18 protein-coding genes and 2 tRNA genes are annotated in these 20466 nt (G+C 51.8%); 6 read left to right on the forward strand and 14 right to left on the reverse strand.

What is annotated here, in order from left to right; translation table 11 throughout:
- Positions 1-19 precede the first annotated feature (19 nt).
- The 5 genes from P2G53_RS01285 to nfuA form a co-directional block, all read right to left on the reverse strand.
- Positions 20-1903: a SurA N-terminal domain-containing protein gene (locus P2G53_RS01285; RefSeq protein WP_275812586.1), complete on the reverse strand. Its 1884-nt coding sequence runs from the start codon at positions 1901-1903 to the stop codon at positions 20-22.
- Between the two features lie 73 nt (positions 1904-1976).
- Positions 1977-2053 (reverse strand) — tRNA-Asp (locus P2G53_RS01290).
- Positions 2054-2084: 31 nt separating this feature from the next.
- Complete coding sequence (locus P2G53_RS01295) at positions 2085-2375, reverse strand: HU family DNA-binding protein (protein WP_345799197.1); 291 nt, start codon at positions 2373-2375, stop codon at positions 2085-2087.
- A gap of 116 nt (positions 2376-2491) precedes the next feature.
- Positions 2492-4918 carry an endopeptidase La gene (lon, locus tag P2G53_RS01300; protein WP_275812591.1) on the reverse strand — a complete coding sequence of 809 codons (2427 nt, stop codon included), beginning with the start codon at positions 4916-4918 and terminating at the stop codon, positions 2492-2494.
- A 234-nt stretch (positions 4919-5152) separates the two neighbouring features.
- Positions 5153-5746 carry a Fe-S biogenesis protein NfuA gene (gene nfuA / locus P2G53_RS01305; protein WP_275812594.1) on the reverse strand — a complete coding sequence of 198 codons (594 nt, stop codon included), beginning with the start codon at positions 5744-5746 and terminating at the stop codon, positions 5153-5155.
- Between the two features lie 140 nt (positions 5747-5886).
- Here nfuA and P2G53_RS01310 point away from each other — a divergent pair, with 140 nt between their 5' ends.
- Both P2G53_RS01310 and P2G53_RS01315 read left to right on the forward strand, forming a co-directional pair.
- A complete protein-coding gene (locus tag P2G53_RS01310) occupies positions 5887-7215 on the forward strand; it encodes an MATE family efflux transporter (RefSeq protein WP_275812597.1) in 1329 nt (442 codons plus the stop codon).
- A 117-nt stretch (positions 7216-7332) separates the two neighbouring features.
- Complete coding sequence (locus P2G53_RS01315) at positions 7333-8511, forward strand: cation:proton antiporter (RefSeq protein ID WP_275812600.1); 1179 nt, start codon at positions 7333-7335, stop codon at positions 8509-8511.
- Here the strand turns inward: P2G53_RS01315 and P2G53_RS01320 are convergent.
- Positions 8508-9497 (reverse strand): glycosyl transferase family protein, encoded by a 990-nt coding sequence (locus P2G53_RS01320; protein WP_275812603.1) that lies wholly within the window; start codon positions 9495-9497, stop codon positions 8508-8510. The genes P2G53_RS01315 and P2G53_RS01320 overlap by 4 nt on opposite strands.
- A 134-nt stretch (positions 9498-9631) precedes the next feature.
- Between P2G53_RS01320 and rlmD the strand changes: the two genes are divergently transcribed.
- The gene (rlmD, locus tag P2G53_RS01325) at positions 9632-10981 is read left to right on the forward strand and encodes a 23S rRNA (uracil(1939)-C(5))-methyltransferase RlmD (RefSeq protein ID WP_275812606.1); all 1350 of its coding nucleotides are present in this window, start codon (positions 9632-9634) and stop codon (positions 10979-10981) included.
- Positions 10981-11604, forward strand: coding sequence for a pseudouridine synthase (locus P2G53_RS01330; protein WP_275812609.1), 624 nt, complete (start codon positions 10981-10983; stop codon positions 11602-11604). Before rlmD ends, P2G53_RS01330 begins: the two co-directional genes overlap by 1 nt.
- On the opposite strand, the gene P2G53_RS01335 is transcribed toward P2G53_RS01330, so the two are convergent.
- From P2G53_RS01335 to dapA, 3 genes are all read right to left on the reverse strand, one after another.
- The gene (locus P2G53_RS01335) at positions 11601-12551 is read right to left on the reverse strand and encodes a D-2-hydroxyacid dehydrogenase (RefSeq protein ID WP_275812611.1); all 951 of its coding nucleotides are present in this window, start codon (positions 12549-12551) and stop codon (positions 11601-11603) included. The genes P2G53_RS01330 and P2G53_RS01335 overlap by 4 nt on opposite strands.
- Positions 12552-12630: 79 nt before the next feature.
- Positions 12631-13959 carry an outer membrane protein assembly factor BamC gene (gene bamC, locus P2G53_RS01340; RefSeq protein WP_275812613.1) on the reverse strand — a complete coding sequence of 443 codons (1329 nt, stop codon included), beginning with the start codon at positions 13957-13959 and terminating at the stop codon, positions 12631-12633.
- A gap of 72 nt (positions 13960-14031) precedes the next feature.
- On the reverse strand, positions 14032-14907 hold the full coding sequence (gene dapA / locus P2G53_RS01345; protein ID WP_275812616.1) for a 4-hydroxy-tetrahydrodipicolinate synthase: 876 nt from the start codon (positions 14905-14907) through the stop codon (positions 14032-14034).
- Between the two features lie 174 nt (positions 14908-15081).
- Between dapA and P2G53_RS01350 the strand changes: the two genes are divergently transcribed.
- Positions 15082-15558 carry a peroxiredoxin gene (locus P2G53_RS01350; protein WP_275812619.1) on the forward strand — a complete coding sequence of 159 codons (477 nt, stop codon included), beginning with the start codon at positions 15082-15084 and terminating at the stop codon, positions 15556-15558.
- A gap of 13 nt (positions 15559-15571) precedes the next feature.
- On the opposite strand, the gene P2G53_RS01355 is transcribed toward P2G53_RS01350, so the two are convergent.
- Both P2G53_RS01355 and P2G53_RS01360 read right to left on the reverse strand, forming a co-directional pair.
- Positions 15572-16663: an AI-2E family transporter gene (locus tag P2G53_RS01355; RefSeq protein ID WP_275812622.1), complete on the reverse strand. Its 1092-nt coding sequence runs from the start codon at positions 16661-16663 to the stop codon at positions 15572-15574.
- A gap of 47 nt (positions 16664-16710) precedes the next feature.
- Positions 16711-16947, reverse strand: a complete 237-nt coding sequence (locus P2G53_RS01360) for a sulfurtransferase TusA family protein (RefSeq protein ID WP_275812625.1) — start codon at positions 16945-16947, stop codon at positions 16711-16713.
- An 84-nt stretch (positions 16948-17031) separates the two neighbouring features.
- Between P2G53_RS01360 and P2G53_RS01365 the strand changes: the two genes are divergently transcribed.
- Positions 17032-18459 (forward strand): M48 family metalloprotease, encoded by a 1428-nt coding sequence (locus P2G53_RS01365; RefSeq protein WP_275812628.1) that lies wholly within the window; start codon positions 17032-17034, stop codon positions 18457-18459.
- Between the two features lie 19 nt (positions 18460-18478).
- Here the strand turns inward: P2G53_RS01365 and nadA are convergent, their stop codons facing one another.
- The 3 genes from nadA to queC all read right to left on the reverse strand — a co-directional run bounded on the left by nadA (position 18479) and on the right by queC (position 20460).
- Positions 18479-19531: a quinolinate synthase NadA gene (gene nadA, locus P2G53_RS01370; RefSeq protein WP_275812631.1), complete on the reverse strand. Its 1053-nt coding sequence runs from the start codon at positions 19529-19531 to the stop codon at positions 18479-18481.
- Positions 19532-19655: 124 nt separating this feature from the next.
- Positions 19656-19731 (reverse strand) — tRNA-Lys (locus tag P2G53_RS01375).
- A 45-nt stretch (positions 19732-19776) separates the two neighbouring features.
- Entirely contained in the window at positions 19777-20460 is a 684-nt protein-coding gene (queC, locus tag P2G53_RS01380) for a 7-cyano-7-deazaguanine synthase QueC (RefSeq protein WP_275812633.1), read from the reverse strand.
- Positions 20461-20466: the final 6 nt, after the last annotated feature.

Raw genomic sequence — 20466 nt, forward strand, 5'->3', positions numbered from 1 at the left:
TATAGTCTGTAACAGGAAGTTATTGGCGTTCAATCTCAGCCTGCTGCTTCAGGTAGTTCGCCAATGCCTGATAGTTCTGCTGACCACGGCGTGAACTCAGCATCTGAGCCATCATTGTCAGCTCCTGCTCACTCAAATCCGCTTCACCTGAAGTCACTGCATCCAGTGCAATAATCGCGACACCACCGTCCATCAATGGAGCCATGGCAAAGCTACTGGAATCAGCATCAGGTTTAGGCATTTTGAACAGCTGCTCACGCACTTCTGCTGGAATCTCACGCTGACCACGGGTTGCTCCGGCCTGAGTGATAACCTCTGCATCCGCAGACAGGCTCTCCAATGGTTCACCCGCCTCCAGTTTTGCCAGCAGCGCGTTAGCCCGCTGGGCCATTTCAGCTGCCAGTTTTTCTTCCGTCAACTGAGCGGTCAACTGATCACGCAGCTCATCCAATGTCTGCTCACGTGGCTCATGATGTGCCACAACACGCAGAACAACCGAGCGGCCGGAATCAATCTCAACAGGCGTGCTGTTGAGGCCTTCCTTGATCAACTCAGGATCAAACGCAGTGTTAATCAAACGTGGACTGGAAGTAACGTCATCCTCACCACCCGAACGGGTAAATGGACCCGCTTTTTCGATGGTCAATCCCAGTGCTTCAGCAGGCTCACGCAGATCACCCGCAGAAAACGAGATGTCCGCCAGACGTTCCAGTTCTTCTACGTAACGCTCTTCGGCGCGCTGCTGAACCAGATGATCACGCAGTCCGGCTTCGGCCTCGGCAAAAGCTGGTACATCAGACTGATCAACACTCAGCAGTTTAATCAGGTGATAACCAAATTCGGTTTTAACCGGCGCAGACACTTCACCGACTTTCAGGCTATACAGTGCATCTTCAAACTCAGTGGAGAAGACGCCCCGTTCATTGGTGCCGAGATCACCGCCCATTTCTGCGGAAACAGGATCATCAGACTCAGCCTGAGCAATCGTCTCGAAGGCTTCGCCATTGTTAATGCGCTCAGCCAGCGCCTGCGCTTTAGCCAATGCTGCTGCGCTATCCTGCTGGTCATTAATCTCAACCAAGATATGTGCAGAGTGACGCAGCTCCTGAGCAATGTAGGTGTTTTTCAGGTCTTCATAGGCAGCCTGAAGATCGGCTTCGGTGACCTCAACCTGTTCAGCCAGAACTGCCTGATCAAGCAACACATACTCAATCTCAACCTGCTCATCGGTCAGGAACTCAGACTGATGTTCAGCATAATAGCCAGACAGCTCTTCTTCAGACACCTGCAGCTCTGCTCTGACCGGTTCTGCATCCAGAGTGAAGTAGCGCAGATCACGGGTTTCCCGATCCAGAGCAACCACCTGTTTTACTTCATCAGGCAGTGCAAAAGATGAAACCAGATAGGCCATTCTTTCCTGTTCGGTCAGTTTTTCTTTACGCAACAGCTGACGGTACATCAAAGGCGTCAGGCCTGCATTGCGCAAAACAACTTCAAACTGGTCACGACTGAATTTGCCATCCACCTGAAACGCTTCAGTGGAGACAATCATCTGGTCGATCATATTATCGCTGAAAGTCAGACCCTGTGACTCTGCCGACTGGACCAGTACCGCCTGATCGATCAGGCTGTTAAGCACCATATCTGTGATCAGGTTGTCATCCAGCAGCGTAGGGTCTGCATTTTCACCCATTTGCGACAGCATCTGACGGCGCTGAAGCTGTACACCCCGCATCAACTCCTGCTGACTAATCTCTGTCCCATTCACCGTCGCCGGTGCATTGCTGCCTGCAGTAAGACTGACCAGTGACTCAACACCAAACAAAGCAAAGGTAACGGCAATCAGGCCTACAATGATTTTGGCTACGATTCCCTGCGAATTATCCCGGATGGACTGAAGCATATGACCCCTTAACTCCTGGCCCTAAGTACACAAAAAAAAGCGCATTCTCAAGGAATGCGCCTTTCTCTAGATTTGGCGGAACGGACGGGACTCGAACCCGCGACCCCCTGCGTGACAGGCAGGTATTCTAACCAACTGAACTACCGCTCCTTAAACAATCAGGTTCTGACGCGTGCGAACCTTATTTGTTAACTGCGTCTTTCAGCGCCTTACCAGGCTTGAAAGTTGGCAGAGTAGCCGCAGCGATATTGATAGGATTACCGGTCTGTGGGTTGCGACCAGTACGTGCAGCGCGTTCTTTAACTGCAAAAGTACCAAAACCTACCAGTGATACCGACTCCCCTTTCTGAAGTGCACCAGAAACTGCTTCCAGAGTTGCGTCCAGCGCACGTCCAGCGGCTGCTTTAGGAATGTCGGCTGAAGCTGCGATAGCGTCGATCAGTTCAGACTTATTCACGTTGTTCCCCTTTATAGATCGTTATTGTTCGGTGTCCCGTTATCCATGCCCAGCAAGATGGTCTGGCATTTATACCAAGGGGCAGAAAGGAGTGTCAACAACACTTAACACCTTTCTACCCCTTGTAATCCCTAATGTGGCTGGATCTGATCTGCCTCAGGTTTTTTACCCTTTTCCTTCCCCGCCACGACTTTTTTCTCGTCCTTTGCCTTTGGCTTTGGCGGGTACTTCAGAGCAATGTCCAAAACCTCATCAATCCACTTAACCGGCTTTATCTGCAAATCTGCTTTGATATTGTCCGGAATTTCCTTCAAATCACGCTCATTTTCCTTTGGAATGATCACGGTCTTGATACCGCCACGGTGGGCAGCCAGCAGTTTTTCTTTTAAACCGCCAATCTGCAACACCTGACCACGCAACGTGATTTCACCGGTCATAGCGACGTCAGCACGCACCGGTATGTTCGTTAGTACAGAGACTAAAGCAGTACACATGCCGATACCCGCGCTGGGGCCATCTTTAGGTGTAGCGCCTTCAGGAACGTGAATATGCACATCCTGTTTCTCATGAAAATCTGCATCAATACCAAGACCTTCAGCACGGCTACGCACCACGGTCAGGGCTGCCTGGATCGATTCCTTCATTACATCGCCCAGGCTACCTGTGGTGACCTGACGGCCTTTACCAGGCACTACAGCCGTCTCGATGCTGAGGATATCCCCACCCACCTGCGTCCAGGCCAGACCGGTCACCAGACCCACCTGATCCTGCTCTTCAGCTACACCGAAGTTGTATTTGCGCACACCACTGAATTTCTCCAGTTCAGCACCGCTGATCTTCACCGGACGCTGCTTGTCATCGGTCAGGGACAGCTCTTTCACCACCTTACGGCAGATCTTGGCAATCTCACGTTCCAGTCCACGCACCCCGGCTTCACGGGTGTAGTAACGAATCAGGCCGATGATCGCACTGTCTTCAATGACGACCTCATTTTTGCCGATACCGTTATTCTTGAACTGTTTGCTGACCAGATAATTACGGGCAATGTTGAGCTTTTCATCCTCGGTGTAACCCGGAATACGGATGATCTCCATACGGTCCAGCAATGGTCCCGGAATGTTCATGGAGTTGGAGGTACAGACGAACATTACATCGGACAGGTCATAATCGACTTCGAGATAATGGTCGTTGAAGCTGTTGTTCTGTTCTGGGTCCAGCACCTCAAGCAGCGCTGAAGCCGGGTCACCACGCTGATCCATGCCCATCTTGTCAATTTCATCAAGCAGGAACAGCGGGTTTTTCACACCGACTTTAGCCATTTTCTGCAGCAGTTTGCCGGGCATTGAACCGATGTAGGTACGACGGTGACCACGGATTTCTGCTTCGTCGCGCACACCGCCGAGCGCCATACGGACATACTCACGGTTGGTGGCGCGGGCTACAGAACGTCCCAGAGAGGTTTTACCCACACCCGGAGGTCCAACCAGACAGAGGATCGGACCTTTCAGTTTACGGACCCGTTTCTGTACCGCCAGATATTCGAGGATGCGATCTTTAACCTCTTCCAGACCGTAGTGGTCTTCGTTGAGAATTTTTTCCGCACGTTTCATATCGAGACGCACTTTAGAGCGCTTCGACCATGGAATCTGTAACATCCAGTCGATATAACCACGCACAACAGTGGCTTCAGCGGACATCGGCGACATCATCTTCAGCTTGTTGTATTCATTCATGGTTTTATCAAACGCTTCCTGAGGCATTTTGGCCTCCTGGATGCGTTTTTTCAGCTCATCCATATCGTTGGTGCCGGACTCATCCAGGTCACCCAACTCTTTCTGGATCGCTTTCATCTGTTCGTTGAGATAGTACTCGCGCTGGCTCTTTTCCATCTGCTTTTTAACGCGACCACGAATCCGTTTCTCGACCTCTACCAGGTCGATTTCAGATTCCATCAGCGCCATCAGATGCTCAAGGCGTTCTTTGTTGCTGGTCATCTCCAGCAGACGCTGTTTTTCATCCAGCTTCAGCGACATATGCGCGGCAATGGTATCTGCCAGACGGCCACTGTCATCAATGTTCTGCAGTGAGGTCAGCACCTCTGCCGGGATTTTTTTATTGACCTGCAGAAAACGCTCGAACTGCTCCAGCACGGTACGCTTGTAGAGTTCGCCTTCTGCTTCGGACAGCTCTTCGATCTCCAGCATGCTCAGCTTGGCAGTAAAAAAACCATCCACTTCATCCAGAGACTGAATGGCTGCGCGGTAATCACCTTCAACCAGTACCTTCACGGTACCGTCCGGCAGTTTCAGCATCTGCAGCACACTGGCTACAGTACCCACCGGGAACAGGTCCTCAACAGTGGGTTCATCATCAGAGGCATTTTTCTGAGCGACCAGAAGGATCTCTTTATCCCCGGCCATGGCGGCTTCAAGTGCCTGAATAGATTTTTCCCGACCAACGAACAGCGGGATTACCATATGCGGATAAACCACCACATCCCTAAGGGGCAATACGGGTAGTTCAATCACCTGCAGGGTCTGAGATTCTTGATGCGTCATGATAGAGCAGCCTCGTCAATCGGTCCGCGATGCACTGCGGAAGAACTTTTAGAAACGCGATTAGGGTTACATGGGGGTCAGAAACGCTTTTACAAGTATCTGAAATTAAAAATGTAACACTTGAAGGCGGTCTAAATTGGATCGCTGGAAGGCCCACTAAAACGTGGGCACTTACCTAGCTTATATCAATAAACAGAAGACAAACAAAGTAATAGCGAGTGAATATTTATACGCTTATTTATAGTAGGCATTTTCACGAACAGTATGGTCGGTGACGTCGCGTACACCTACCAACGGCGGAATGCGCTCAATCAATGTACGCTCTACACCATCCTTCAGTGTCAGATCGACAGCACTGCAACCCTGGCAACCACCGCCAAATTTCAGGATAGCGATCAAACCTTCCTCTTCTTCAACCAGCTCAATCAGCTTGACCTCGCCACCATGGGAAGCCAGACCAGGGTTGATTTCGGTATAAAGGATATAACGAATCTGTTCATCAATCGGGCTGTCTTCAGACACCTTCGGCACCTTGGCATTGGGCGCCTTGATGGTCAGCTGGCCACCCATGCGGTCTTTAGAGAAGTCGATAAAGGCTTCATCAAGGTACGGGATGCTGTTCTTTTCAATGTAAAAGCGGACCTGAATCAACTCCATGATCTCGTCTTCTTCATTCACTTCGTCCGGACGGCAATACGCCAGGCACGTCTCGGCCTGAGGGGTACCCGGCTGCGTGATAAAGATACGAACCGCCATACCTTTTACATCCTGATTGGACAACAGTTCTGCCAGATACTCTTCGGCAGATGGGGTAACGGTAATAGTCATGATATTCCTGTATGTGCACTGCAGAATAATGGGTCTAGGATACACCCTTATTATACCCTAGTAAATTGGTCAGATATTATACAGCTCGCTGGAATTTTTTTTCTGATACACTGCCGCTTTTCCAGTCGTCCCTGATCTCCATGCCAGCCAGCCGCCGTTATAAAACAATTCTGAGTCTTGGCCTACCTATCATTGGTGGCATGCTGTCCCAGAGCGTGATTAACCTGGTGGATGCTGCGCTGGTTGGCCGACTGGGTGCAGCGGCTCTGGCAGGAATTGGCATCGGCAGTTACGCCAATTTTGTCGCCATCAGTCTGGTGCTGGGTCTCTCCTCCGGGGTACAGACACTGGTTGCCCGCCGTCGTGGTGAGCAGAGATTTACCGAGGCCGCCCGGCCTGTTCACTGGGGCATTCTGATCTCCTTTATCTACGCCCTGCCCCTGAGCCTGCTGTTTATTGCCTTTTCTGCACCCTTAGTCAGCCTCATGAACCCTGACCCTGCGGTAGCAGAGATCGCATCAGGCTATTTTGATTACCGCACCGCTGCCATGCTGGCAATTGGTCTGAACCTCTCATTCCGCGGTTGGTGGAACGGCACCCAGCGCCCTGTAATTTATGTAAAAGTCCTGCTGGTTACCCATCTGCTCAATGTCATCCTGAGTTACGCCCTGATCTTTGGTCATCTCGGATTACCTCGTTTGGGGGCTCCTGGCGCAGGTCTGGGCACAGCGATCGCCCTGTACATCGGCTGTCTGTGTAACGCTTTTTTAGTCTGGCGTGATGCACGTCCAGCGGGTTTTATGAAGATCCGCAGACAGTCCTCGTCGGCTATCGTCTCGCTACTGAGGTTGTCGATTCCGCATACCGTTCAGCAACTGCTGTTTGCACTCGCCATCTGCGTACTGGTCTGGATTGTCGGCCATCTGGGTACCCAGGAGCAGGCCATTGCTCATGTGCTGATCAACCTGGCGTTGTTCCTGATTCTTCCGGCAGTAGGCTTTGGTGTGGCCGCCACTTCACTGGTCAGTCATGCGCTGGGGGCCGGGAAAACATCTGAAGCTTATAAATGGGGCTGGGCGGTATGGCGCACAGCGATTATCACCGTGGCAGTTCTCAGCCTGCCTCTATGGCTCACGCCGCAATGGATATTGAGCATTTTTTTACAATCTCAGAGCCTGATTGAACAGGCGGCCCTGCCCCTGCAACTCACAGCAGCCGGGATCTGCCTGGACGTTGCAGCGATTGTCTTTACTCAGGCACTGCTTGGCGCTGGTGCAAACCGCACCGTATTACTCATCAGCAGCCTGGGACAGTGGCTGTTTTTTCTGCCTCTTGCCTGGCTGATTGGCCCTGTACTGGGGTTTGGTCTGCTCGGTATCTGGTGGGTCCAGTTACTGCACAGATCGCTTTCTTCCATGGTATTTGTACATATCTGGCGAGCCAGAAAATGGATAAATATTAGAATCTAACGTTTTGAAATAAAATAATTTATTATAATTTACGCACGCCTATTTCAACTTGCACTGTTAGACTTAAGATCTAATCATTTGATACAGTAGACGTATGTTTTGCCGGGGCCTCTGAACATGGATCATCAGTCACTCGTATTTTCTTTCTTCCTGATTTTTACCGGTGCCGCCATTCTGGCCTCCCTGGCTTTGTACACCCGCCAACCGCTGCTGGTGGCCTATATCGCATTGGGGGCCATGATCGGCCCATACGGTTTATCACTGGTATCTGATACCGAATTGATGACCGATATTTCCCATGCTGGCATTATTTTTCTGCTGTTTCTGCTGGGTCTGGATATGCAGCCGAGCCACCTGATACACATGCTGAAAAAGGCCACGCTGGTGGCCATCGGCAGCTCAGTGCTGTTTTTCCTGCTGGGCTATGGCGTCAGCCTGCTGTTTGGTTTTACCCAGACCGAGTCCATTGTCGTGGGTGCCGCACTGATGTTCTCCAGCACCATCATCGGCATAAAACTGCTACCCACCACCGTACTGCATCACCGCCATACAGGGGAGCTGGTGGTAGGTCTGCTGCTGCTACAGGACCTTATTGCCATTTTGGTACTGCTATTCCTGTATAACAGCATGGGGGGCGCAGAATCCGATGGCACCATGATCGAGTTTGCCAAGGCGCTCGCCGCATTGCCGTTGTTGATACTCCTCGCTTACGTGATTGTGCGTTACGTCCTGCTGAAACTGATCAGTCGCTTTGACCGCTTTCACGAATACATTTTCCTGTTGGCAATCGGCTGGTGTCTGGGCATGGCTGAAGTCGCCAACCTCTGTGGTTTGTCTGCTGAAATTGGTGCCTTTGTCGCCGGTGTCGCACTGGCCACCAGCCCGATTTCACAATACATCGCCGTCAGCCTGAAACCTCTGCGCGACTTCTTCCTGATTCTGTTTTTCTTCTCGATTGGTGCCAGCTTCAATCTGGGCCTGTTGGAAATGATCGCACTGCCGGCGATCATTTTGGCGATGCTGGTTCTGGCGTTGAAACCGATGATTTTCCGGGTTCTGTTAAGCCGAATTGACGAATCCAAAGAGCTGGGTTGGGAGGTCGGTTTCCGGCTGGGGCAGATCAGCGAGTTTTCACTTCTGATCGCTTATATTGCCGCCAGCGCTGCCCTGATTGGTGAGGAAGCATCACATTTGATTCAGGCCACCGCCATCCTCACCTTCCTCTTCTCCAGTTATATTGTGGTGCTGAACTATCCTTCACCAATTGCAGTGAGCGATAAATTACGTCGCGATTAGGCGAAACATTCGATCTTGCGCTGCTGCCACAGTTGTTCAGCACGTTGCAGCAGCGCCGCCTGATCACCGGCTTCGCCCAGCAGTTGCAAAACAACCGCCAGGGTAGAGATAACCGCCGCTTCGCCATAGGGATGCGACCCGGTGCCTAACCATACTTCTTTGAGTACCTCTGGCTTCAGCTCGTCTTCCTTCATAAAACGCTGCCCCACGGTGCGTGGCCACAGACACTCAACCAGTTCACCCTCAAGTACCCACTGCAACTGACAATCCGCATCCGGACGTGCCTCTGCTTCACCCCCATCCCCTTTCATGGTGAGGTTTCTCTGGGTACCCAGCAGGCTGGCTGCACGTTGATGCATAGGGCCATAGGCCGGATGGAACACCCCGTCGATACTGCAGCGCGCATCCAGCGGATTCAACATCCGGCACAGCGTGTGCACCGGCGACCTCAGTCCCATAATAGAGCGCAACTGGATAATATCCCCCAGCGGCGGGCAGAAATGATCAATCGACAGATAGGTAAATCCACAACGATCCAGCTCTGTTGCTGCAGAGACCCAGTCACTGGCCGGTTTCAGACCAAACTGTCCCAGCATGTCTTCCACATAGATACGGCCCGGTGTATGGCCGCGCGCACCATGCATAAAGATTCGATAACCATGAGAAGCCAGACACAATGCCACCAGCAGATACCAGGTATGGCGGCGTTTTTTACCGGCGTAACTGGACCAGTCCAGATCCACTTTGAGGCTGGCCGGGGGCGCGTAACGCTCTCTTACCGCATCAGCAAAACCCGCCAGCTCTTCAGGCGCTTCCTCTTTAACCCTTAACAGCATTAAAAAGGCACCCAACTGTTCCGGACGTACTTCGCCATCCAGAATCATGCCCATGGCGATACGGGCTTCTTCCCGATCCAGTGAACGGCTACCGGATTTTCCCTTGCCAAGAATACGTACATAGGGCGCAAATGGGTGTTCAACGGTCATACAATTGGGTCTCATTATCATGTTTGCACTAGTGTACTGAAAAAGCGCTACAACACTCCACTGACACCACGCAAACTGCGCCATTTCATAACGCATTCTGTTAAAATTCCGCTTTTACGTCTGATTGGACAACCATGAAACGCAAACCTTCACTGTTTCAGGCCCGGCCTGCCACCAAACGAACAAATAGCCCGCTGCCAGAGACGCTGCAGATTGAGTCCCTGAGCCATGAGGGGCGCGGTATTGCCAAGCATTCCGGAAAAACCATTTTTATCAGTGGTGCACTGCCCGGTGAAACGGTCAAATTCAAACTTCTCAAACAGCATCGCCGTTTTGATGAAGCCGAATGCACTGAGGTTGTTAATCCTGCGCCCGCTCGGGCTGAACCCGCCTGCCCCCATTACAGCCAGTGTGGCGGCTGTGATTTGCAGCATCTGAGCAGTGCTGAACAGCTCACCAACAAACAACAGCTTGTCCTTGAGCAACTGCAACGTCTGGGCGGATTAACGCCACTTAATATTGAACTGCCGATTGCAGGGCCACATTGGCATTACCGCCGCAGCTGTCGCATTGGTATCAATCAACGCCAGAAGGATGGTTCAGCGCTGGTCGGTTTTCGCCGCCGGGGCAGCAATAAGCTGACGTCTGTCGACCAGTGCTCCGTGGTTCAGCCCGCGATCAATGCACTGCTGAAACAGCTACCCGCTATTTTGGAATCCGCCGATCAATTCAAGCAGATCACCCATGCCGAAGTGATTCTGGGGGATCAGGACGGCGCACTTCTGTTGCGGATTAAAAAAGCACTGCCAGAATCACTGCTGGGTGCTCTGACTTCGCTGACCGACGCGCATCAGTTTGGGCTGTACCTGGAGCCGGATCAGGGACCTGTACAACGTATGGGTTCATTTGAGCCGACTTTGAATTACACCCTGCCAGACTACAATCTGACCCTGCATTTTGAGCCGGGTGATTTCATTCAGGTCAATACAGAGATCAACCGCGCCATGATAAACCGCGCCATGGAGTGGCTGGATATCAAACCCGGTGAACGTGTACTGGACCTGTTTGCCGGCATCGGCAACTTTACCCTGCCGCTGGCAACACAGGCGGGCCAGGTTGTCGCCGTGGAAGGCGTCGAAAAAATGGTGGAACGGGCACGTGACAACGCAGTACTGAATGGGCTGGAGAACTGTGAGTTTTATCGTGCCGATCTCAGCAGCGACCTGCGCGCGCAACCCTGGTTCAAGCAGGGTTTTGACAAAATACTGCTGGACCCACCCCGCACAGGCGCGGCAGAACTTTTAACCCAGATAAGTCAGTACAATGCCTCTGCGATTCTCTATGTGTCCTGTAATCCGGCAGCTCTGGCCCGGGATGGTGAACTGCTGGCCCGACAGGGTTATAAGCTGACCCGATTCTGTGTGATGGATATGTTCCCTCAGACCTCTCACATCGAATCACTGGCGCTGTTTGAGGCCAGTTAATGTCACTTGAAGTGTTGTATGCCGATCACGATCTGGTGGCGATCAACAAACCTGAAGATCTGTTGTCGGTACCCGGACGTGGTGAAGATAAGCAGGATTGTGCCTGGCGCCGTGTACAGCAGGAATTTCCCACTGCGCGGGTAGTGCATCGCCTTGATTATGCCACCTCAGGCATTTTGGTGTTTGCCCTGACTCTGGACGCCCAGCGCGGCCTGGGCCTGGCCTTTCAGCAGCGGCACACTGAAAAACACTATATTGCTATCGTAAACGGAAATCTTGAAGAGTGTCACGGCACAATTGACCTGCCCATGCGCTGCGACTGGGAAAACCGGCCACTGCAGATTGTCGATCACGAACAGGGCAAACACGCCCTGACTCACTGGCGTAAACTGGCTGATGAACCGCTGGGCAGTCGGGTACTGTTACAGCCTGTTACTGGCCGCTCCCACCAGCTCAGGGTACATATGCAGGCGATTGGACATCCGATTATCGGGGACCGTTTCTATGCCCCAGTCGCGTCTCTTCATAATAGAGAACGCATGTTTCTGCATGCTGAAGCGCTTAGCCTGCCCCATCCGACCACTGGCGCAACTCTGAGTCTTTTTGCTGCCTGCCCGTTTTAATTCACAATACGCAGCGCTTTGCCCTGCTGAAACGCTTCGATGTTTTCGGCTGTCTGCTGAATGATGCGCTGACGGGCCTCAACACTGCCCCAGGCAATGTGCGGCGTAATAATCAGATTGGGATGCGTCAGTTTACGTAGCGGACTTTCCCCGCGCGACGGCTCCTCCTCAAGTACATCCGTTGCTACCCCGCCCAGATGCCCGGCAACCAGCGCATCCGCAACGGCCTGTTCATCCACTAGAGCTCCGCGGGCCGTATTGATCAGAAAACTGCCGGGCTTCATCTGCGACAGACGTTCTGCATTGATAAAGTGTCGATTTTCAGGCGTCAGCGGACAGTGCAGCGACACAACATCCGCCCGGGCCAACAATTCATCCAGTAACACACGATCAGGCCGACAGGCTGTACTGTTGAGTCGTTCAGCCACCAGAACCTGCATACCAAATGCCTTGGCCAAGGTCGCAACAGCCTGTCCAAGATGGCCATAGCCAATTATGCCCAGGGTACGGCCAGACATCTCCCTGATCGGATAATCGAGAAAACAGAACTGCTCAGACTGCTCCCAACGCCCCTGCAATACAGCCTGATGGTAAGCAATCAGCTGCGTGTGCAATGCCAGCATCATGGAAATGGCATGCTGTGCAACTGCATTAACGCCATAGGCCACCGCGTTGCAAACGGGAATACCCCGGTTACGGGCAGCCACTTTGTCGACCACATCTGTACCGGTTGCGAACACACAGATGAGTTTGAGTTCTTGTGCGGCCTCAATCAGCGCCTGATCAAGTACCACCTTGTTAGTGATCACCAGATCATATCCGGCAATACGCTCTGCGACCTGTTCCGGGGATGAAATCATATGACAATCCAGCGCCGTCAGTTGGTTCGCAACAGGCGTCAGATCAAGGTCTTCCATACTAGCAAGGTCGAGAATCACTCCACGCATTATTAGTTGCCCTGAAGATAATGAGAAAAAACGGCAAAAAATAAGGGGGCCTTAGCCCCCTTCCATCAAAACACTTGGCTTAGCCTTTTTTGGCCAGACTGTCCTTGATATCCCACAGAATCTCTTCTGCCACAACAACCGGGGCTGAGAGTCCCTCTTCAGTCTGCACACTCAGATAAGCACCCGAACGGGTTCGGGTCAGCTTGAGCTGATACAGACCGGTATGCTCAAACTGGCCTGTAGAATCATTATAGACGCCTGACTCTTCGCCTCCACCGAACACATAGATCGGCTTGCCACCAAACCAGATTTTATAACCCTTCTGATTGGCCTTATCATTTGGATCGGCCAGCGGATCAGTAGAACCTGGCTCAACACCCTGTATCCGAGCCAGCGTTTTACCGGAGGTATAACTGACGCCCTGATTCTCTTCTGCACCTAAACCCAATGCATTGGAGAGACCACTGGTAGAGATGGTGATAGGGCCACGATCAGAATGTAACCATTCAAAAAAGCCCATCTCTTCCTGCTTATCAAAGGGGGTAGAGGTGGTGTAGGTCATATAAAACACACCCGCCGTCGCATCACGGGTGCCGACATCAAAGTCCGCATCATCGACCGCTTTATCCACCAGAGCCCAGGCTTTGGCAATGGGTGCATCAATTTTAAGAACCGGATTCCCGCGGGAGTCGCGACCGAGCTGAGTACCACCCTTACGCTTATCCTGAAACGCTACCAGACTCTGCGCACTGCGCTCACCGGTTGCTTTACTCAGGTAACGCAGCATTTCAAACATCATGTCGGATTTGAAACTGACATCACGAGCCTGATTGGCCCAGTCAATGTTCTGGATATCCTGAGTTTCTGAAAAACGCACATGACGCATAACAATGCTGGTACGGTCACCCTGTCCCGGAACGGGCATCAGCTTGACCTGCAGCTTATCCTTGGTAGGGCCCGGAATCTCCTGGAAAGTCAGACGTTTAATCCAGGTATCAACAAAACCAAACTCCTTGGCATCGTTGTGAATCCACTGGGTTTCCATCACACCTTTACGAGGGTCTGTTTTATCCAGTGAAATGTTATTGAACGACCAGAATTCGGTGAGTTTTACCCACACATTGGTGATGCCTTCATCAACAATGATCTGTTTCTCACCCTCAACACGTTTGAGGTTGACGGCATCACTGCCCGATTCTGCATAGAAAAACTCGGGCCGAGGCACTTCGAAGTCACCGACCCTTGCAGAGCCCACATCACTGACCTGAGGGATTTTCAGCGAGTCTTCAGTGACCTTGGCATCAAGATGCGCTGGCACACTGAGGCGTTTACCCTGCTCAGATTTCTCATAATCCTGACTACGGTCGCGGACAACACCCTGCTCACCATAGATCGGATTATTTTCCATAACACTGCAGGCACTCAGTGCCAGTGTTGCCAAGGATAGGACTAACGTTTTTTTCTGCATCACAACCACAACTTAAATAATTTTGCTGGCACGCAGTGCGTCACGCACTACCTCGTGATATTGCTCAGCCAGAACGGTCAGTGGCAAACGGATACCATGCTCCATCAGCCCCATCTCAGCCATAGCCCATTTCACGGGGATCGGGTTTGCTTCAACAAACAGTTTTTCATGCAACGGCATCAGACGTGCCTGCAGGGCTCGGGCTTCATCAGCCTGACCGGCCAAACCCAGACGACACAGCTCTGACATCTCTGCCGGCGCAATGTTCGCCGTGACGGAGATATTTCCGTGACCACCTGCCAGAATCAGCTCAATCGCCGTAGCATCGTCGCCGGAATAGATCGCGAAATCTTTGGGGCAATGTTCAATCAGCCAGCGGGCACGGTCCAGATTGCCGGTGGCTTCCTTAACACCGACGATATTTGGCACAGAACTCAGACGCAGCACTGTTTCCGGCAACATGTCACAGGCGGTGCGGCCAGGTACGTTATACAGGATCTGAGCCACATCCACGGCTTCAGCCACCGCTTTATAATGCTGGTACAAACCTTCCTGAGTTGGTTTGTTGTAATAAGGGGTCACCAGCAGACAGGCATCGGCACCCACTTTTTTAGCTTCTGCCGTCAGCTCAATCGCTTCAGTCGTGGAGTTCGCACCCGTACCAGCGATCACAGGCATACGACCCGCTACACGGTCAACAATACGTTTGATGACTGCACAATGTTCCGAGCAATCCAGCGTGGCGGACTCACCCGTGGTACCCACAGCAACGATAGAATCCGTGCCCTTCTCCAGATGCATATCCACCAGCTTGTCGAGACTGTCCCAGTCGACATCACCGTTCATATGCATTGGGGTAACAAGAGCAACTATGCTGCCAGTAATCATGCTTTTCTCCATCGCGAGAGGAATGGTTTTTAAGGCAAGCGCCAAAAGTACTCTGCCACCGGCGCTATTACAACCTTATCATCCAATCCGGATCTGGTATCGTATATAAGGGACGCTATTTTAACGACTTTCCCCTATATTGAGTAGCCATCAAACACGATCTAAGGAAGCCTTATGAGCAGCATCAGCCTCAACCAACCGGTCCCCGATTTCACCGCACCCGCCACCAGCGGTTCTGAGTTCTCTCTCAGTGCACTGCGCGGTACCCAGGTGGTGATTTATTTCTATCCAAAAGACAGTACGCCGGGCTGTACCACTGAGGGTCAGGAGTTTCGTGATGCTATTGAGGATTTCAAAGCCGCAAATACGGTGATCTACGGCGTCTCCCGTGACAGCCTGAAGTCACACGAAAACTTCAAATCAAAACAGTGTTTTCCGTTTGAACTGATCTCTGATCCGGAAGAAACCGTGTGTAAGCTGTTTGATGTGATCAAACTCAAGAAACTCTACGGCAAAGAATATATGGGCGTGGACCGTTCAACCTTCCTGATTGATGCAAAAGGTAACCTGAGTCAGGAATGGCGCGCGGTGAAGGTTAAAGGCCATGTGGCCGAAGTACTGGCTGCGGCTCAGGCACTCAATAACGCCTGAGCCGACAAGGTCATTACTGAGGCAGCTCTGATGGAACCTGCTCTTCAGTAATGACCTGATGTGCCCTGGGCCAGGCGTTCATCACCGCTTTGAGCAGCGTCGCCAGTGGAATCGCAAAGAACACGCCCCAGAAACCCCAAAGCCCCCCAAAGACCAGTACCGAGACGATAATAGAAACCGGGTGCAGATTGACTGCTTCTGAGAAGAGCAGCGGCACCAGCACGTTGCCATCAAGTGCCTGAATAATTGCGTACGCGATCATCAGATACATAAAGTCGCCGCTCCAGCCCCACTGAAAGAAGGCGATCAGTGCTACTGGCAAGGTTACCAGCGCCGCTCCAATGTAAGGAATCAGCACCGACAGGCCGACCAACAGTGCCAGCAACGCTGCGTAATTAATGCCCAGCAACAAGAAGGTGACATAGGTCACTGAACCCACAATCACGATCTCAATCGCTTTGCCGCGGATGTAATTGGCAATCTGCTGATCCATTTCCAGCCAGACCTGAGTCATCATGACCTTTTTTTCCGGCAGGAATGAGGTCCACCAACGGGCCAGGGATTTCCCATCCTTCAGAAAGAAAAACACCAGGATAGGCACCAGCACCAGATAGATCAGCAACGCGATGATGTTTGTGATGGAGTTAAGCGAGAAGGTCACCAGTAACTGGCCCATTTTTGACAACTCGCTGCCCGCCAGATTGGTTAAATCCTTTACCTGTGCAGCCGTGATAAGCCCCGGGAATCGTTCAGGCAACAGCAGCAACACATTCTGCACTTCCGCCATAATCCTAGGCAGCTCATTAAACAGATTCACCGCCTGTTTCCAGGCCAGCGGCATCACGAACAACATAAAGGCCATCAGAAAACCGACAAAGGCCAGAAACACCAAGATGACCGAGAGGGTATGCGGCACTTTCAGGCTGGAGAGGCGCTCAACGCCACCCTGCATCAGAAACGCCAGGATAATACCCGCAAAAACCGGGGCCAGCGTTTGCCCCAAGGTAAGAATAATAACCAGTGCACCGGCCAGCAGAATAAACAGTAACAAAGCTTCTTCGTCTGAAAAGTAACGATCAATCCATTTGCTGAATATCTTGCGCATGGGCGATTCCCGGATAAATTAACGTTGTTAAAGCCGACCTGACACCCTTAACCCCGACGAATAATATAGGTGTAAGGTTCAGATTCTGTGAACATTTCCAATAACTGATGGTCTGACTGATCGGTATAGGCCTTGATATCACGAATCGACCCCGGATCTGTTGCCAGCACCTTCAGAACTTGACCTGACGCCATGGCATTCAGTGCCTGTTTTGCTTTCAATAGTGGCAATGGGCAACGTAAACCAGAGGCATCAAGTATTTGATCGATTGAATATTCAGACATGTAAAAACACTGGTTGTAGAGAGACTGCAACTTCCGCACTATATACCAGAGCCAAGGGATTAGCACCGGGTATACATTGAATTTATGCTTAAACGGACAGTACAGAACATCGCCCTCTGCCTTATTGCGCTGCTCTCTTCTGCGCATGCAGACACCTCGCTGCCTGAGCTTGGTGGTGGCTACAGTGCTATCAGCAGTGAACAGGAGTATCAGTTAGGTGAAGCCTGGGCACGCATGCTGCGCGGCAATGGTCGCCTGTATGAAGATGCTCAGGTCACCCAGTATCTTGAAGAGCTGACCTGGAAACTGGTGACCTACAGTGAACTCAGCGACAGACGTCTGCAAATTATTGTCGTGGATAATCCAACTCTGAATGCATTTGCCGTCCCCGGCGGGATTATTGGCATCCATGCAGGCCTGTTACTCTATGCCGAAAATGAAGCACAACTGGCATCAGTACTGGCACATGAGCTGGCACACCTGAGCCAACGCCACTTTGCCTCACAGCTTGAAGAGCAACGACGCAATCATCCGGTCATGCTGGCCTCCATTCTGGCCAGCATTCTGGTAGCCGCTGCAGACCCTCAGGCCGGGGTTGCCGCCATACAGTCATCCCTGGCGGCATCCGTCTCTTCCCGTCTGGCATTCAGTCGTCAGAATGAACGTGAAGCCGATTATATTGGCATGCAGACACTGGCGGCATCAGGATATGATCCCAATGCGATGCCAGACATGTTCGCCCAGATTCAGCAGACTACGCGTTTCAGCCGGACACCGCCCGAATTCCTGCTTACGCACCCAATTACCCAGGCCCGAATTGCAGAAAGCCAGAACCGTGCCGCCCGACTGCCCGAAGGCAAACGCAACAGCAACACGCTTGATTTCAATCTGGTTAAAGCCCGGATTCAGGCCCATTACGCCGATAAACCCGAAGAGCTATATGCCCACTACCAGGCCGAAAAAGATCAGGATAATGACAGCTTACGTTATGCTCTGGCCTACTCTGCCATGGAGCTGAAGAAGTTTGACGAAGCCAAACAGTATCAACAGGCCTTCAGCGAACCTTTCAAACAGCAACTGGCCAGTCGTCTGTTGGCAGCTGAGTTGTTGATGCAGCAGGAACAATTCTCTGCTGCCAATGAACAACTGCAATCCTTACATCAGCTCTATCCAGACAGTCAGGCGGTTTCTTTTCTGTACGCAGAAAGCCTGACAAAATCAGGCCAGGCCGCTCAGGCCGTGAAAATTTACCGCAACTATCTGAATAACCACCCCAGAGATTCTCGGGCATGGTATCTGTTGGCCGAAGCTTACGGGTTGGCCGGAGACATTGTCGGTGTACACGAAGCACGCATTGAGTTTTTTCTGCTGACCGCCAACGTTGACCGGGCCCTGCAGCAGATCGATTTTGCCCTGCGGGAACCGCAACTTTCCGACTATGAAAAAGCGCGCTTTGAGCAACAAAAAGAGGAAGCACTACAAGTGAGAGAATCGCTGAAGATGGATTTCTAAACCTCTTCAGCGATCAGGTTCAGCGTTTCAGACTGGCAGAGAAATCCAGCATCCGCTGTAACGGACGTCTTGCATCTACAATCAAAGACTCATCAACCAGAATCTCGTCCTGACCGGTTTTCAAAGCCTGCAGCAAATTATCCAGACCATTCATCGCCATCCAGGGGCAATGCGCGCAGCTTCGACAGGTGGCGCCACTGCCACCGGTGGGTGCCTCAATAAAGGTTTTACCGGGTGCGGCCTGGCGCATTTTGTAGAAAATCGCCTTATCGGTTGCGACGATGAACTGCTCATTTGGCAGATCATGTGCAGCCTGAATAAGCTGGCTAGTAGAACCCACCGCATCAGCAATATCCACGACTGCATCCGGTGATTCCGGGTGCACCAGAATTGCCGCATCGGGGTAAACATTTTTCAGATCAAGGATACCCTTGGCCTTGAACTCTTCATGCACAATGCAGGCACCATCCCACATCAGCATCTCAATGCCGGTTTTACGCTGAACATAGGTACCCAGATGTTTATCCGGTGCCCAGATAATCTTCTTGCCCTGATCCGCCAGATGCTCCACCAGCGGTAGTGCGATACTGGAGGTGACAACCCAGTCAGCACGGGCTTTAACGGCTGCTGATGTATTGGCATACACCACCACTTCATGATCCGGGTGGGCATCACAGAACGCGGAGAATTCATCAATCGGACAACCAATATCCAGAGAACAGGTCGCCTCCAGCGTTGGCATGATCACCTTTTTCTCAGGTGTCAGTATTTTTGCCGTTTCACCCATAAACTTCACCCCCGCCACAATCAAAGTTGTAGCAGGATGCGCGTTACCAAAACGAGCCATCTCCAGAGAATCGGAGACACAACCGCCGGTTTCATCCGCCAGTTCCTGCAACAGCGCATCCGTGTAGTAATGCGCAACAAGGCAGGCGTCTTTCTCTTTCAGCAGTTGTTTAATTTCTGTTTTGTAGACAGCAACCTGAGCCGCTGTCATATCATCTGGCAGGTGTTCTTTGGCAAAATGCTCCTGAACCAGAATGCGGTCGGAGATATCCTGTTTACTTAGCATGGCGGGCCATCATCTTTAGGTTGGCACTCTCCACTGATGGACACTCAGGCTGGCGGGTTGTTCCGGACAGTGAAGCGGATACAGATCGGCAGGTCTTGAGCTTTAAAGCAGCCATCAGCGTCAATGGTGGGTCGTATAGGATTCGAACCTATGACCAATTGGTTAAAAGCCAACTGCTCTACCGACTGAGCTAACGACCCTCGACAAGAGGCGCTATGTTACCGATGCAAGCAGTAAAATCAAGATTAAGCGTAACGTGTGGGGTCTTCCAGGCCTGCGGCAGCAAAGCCCTGGGCACGCAAGCGACAGCTGTCACAACGACCACAGGCACATCCATCCGCATCAGCCTGATAACAGGAGACAGTATCCGCATAATTAAGCCCCAGCTGGGTACCGGTGAGGATAATGTCCTGTTTAGTTAGATGAATCAGGGGCGTTTCAATACGAATCACCTGGCCTTCAACCCCGCGTTTAGTCGCCAGATTGGCCATGGTCTGAAACGCAGCAATGTATTCAGGCCGGCAATCCGGATAGCCGGAGTAATCAACCGCATTGACACCGATAAAAATCGCTTCAGCATCCAGCACTTCAGCCCAACCCAGCGCAAGGGACAAAAATACTGTATTGCGAGCAGGAACATAGGTGACCGGAATCTCTTCGCTGAGCTGATCCGGAACCTCTATGGCATGATCCGTCAGCGCGGAACCACCAAAATCTTCCAGGTGCAGACGTATAACCCTGTGATCGGCAACATGTAGCTGAGCGGCCACGCGGCGGGCAGCATTCAGCTCCGTTACCGAACGCTGGCCATAATCAAAACTCAGCGCGTAACAGGTAAAGCCCTGATCAGTGGCAATTGCCAGTGCAGTGGCGGAATCCAGGCCACCAGACAAAAGCACAACAGCTTTTTTGGGTATCGGTTGGGACATCAAACT

The sequence above is a fragment of the Neptuniibacter sp. CAU 1671 genome, assembly GCF_029222905.1.
In the GTDB taxonomy this organism is placed as follows: Bacteria; Pseudomonadota; Gammaproteobacteria; order Pseudomonadales; family Balneatricaceae; genus Neptuniibacter.

Bases quoted from the DNA above. Each gene is read 5' to 3' on its own strand.
- P2G53_RS01285 (WP_275812586.1), bottom strand. From the start codon at position 1,903: ATGCTTCAGTCCATCCGGGATAATTCGCAGGGAATCGTAGCCAAAATC.
- lon (WP_275812591.1), bottom strand. From the start codon at position 4,918: ATGACGCATCAAGAATCTCAGACCCTGCAGGTGATTGAACTACCCGTA.
- nfuA (WP_275812594.1), bottom strand. From the start codon at position 5,746: ATGACTATTACCGTTACCCCATCTGCCGAAGAGTATCTGGCAGAACTG.
- P2G53_RS01310 (WP_275812597.1), top strand. From the start codon at position 5,887: ATGCCAGCCAGCCGCCGTTATAAAACAATTCTGAGTCTTGGCCTACCT.
- P2G53_RS01315 (WP_275812600.1), top strand. From the start codon at position 7,333: ATGGATCATCAGTCACTCGTATTTTCTTTCTTCCTGATTTTTACCGGT.
- P2G53_RS01320 (WP_275812603.1), bottom strand. From the start codon at position 9,497: ATGACCGTTGAACACCCATTTGCGCCCTATGTACGTATTCTTGGCAAG.
- rlmD (WP_275812606.1), top strand. From the start codon at position 9,632: ATGAAACGCAAACCTTCACTGTTTCAGGCCCGGCCTGCCACCAAACGA.
- P2G53_RS01330 (WP_275812609.1), top strand. From the start codon at position 10,981: ATGTCACTTGAAGTGTTGTATGCCGATCACGATCTGGTGGCGATCAAC.
- P2G53_RS01335 (WP_275812611.1), bottom strand. From the start codon at position 12,551: ATGCGTGGAGTGATTCTCGACCTTGCTAGTATGGAAGACCTTGATCTG.
- bamC (WP_275812613.1), bottom strand. From the start codon at position 13,959: ATGGAAAATAATCCGATCTATGGTGAGCAGGGTGTTGTCCGCGACCGT.
- dapA (WP_275812616.1), bottom strand. From the start codon at position 14,907: ATGATTACTGGCAGCATAGTTGCTCTTGTTACCCCAATGCATATGAAC.
- P2G53_RS01350 (WP_275812619.1), top strand. From the start codon at position 15,082: ATGAGCAGCATCAGCCTCAACCAACCGGTCCCCGATTTCACCGCACCC.
- P2G53_RS01355 (WP_275812622.1), bottom strand. From the start codon at position 16,663: ATGCGCAAGATATTCAGCAAATGGATTGATCGTTACTTTTCAGACGAA.
- P2G53_RS01360 (WP_275812625.1), bottom strand. From the start codon at position 16,947: ATGTCTGAATATTCAATCGATCAAATACTTGATGCCTCTGGTTTACGT.
- P2G53_RS01365 (WP_275812628.1), top strand. From the start codon at position 17,032: ATGCTTAAACGGACAGTACAGAACATCGCCCTCTGCCTTATTGCGCTG.
- nadA (WP_275812631.1), bottom strand. From the start codon at position 19,531: ATGCTAAGTAAACAGGATATCTCCGACCGCATTCTGGTTCAGGAGCAT.
- queC (WP_275812633.1), bottom strand. From the start codon at position 20,460: ATGTCCCAACCGATACCCAAAAAAGCTGTTGTGCTTTTGTCTGGTGGC.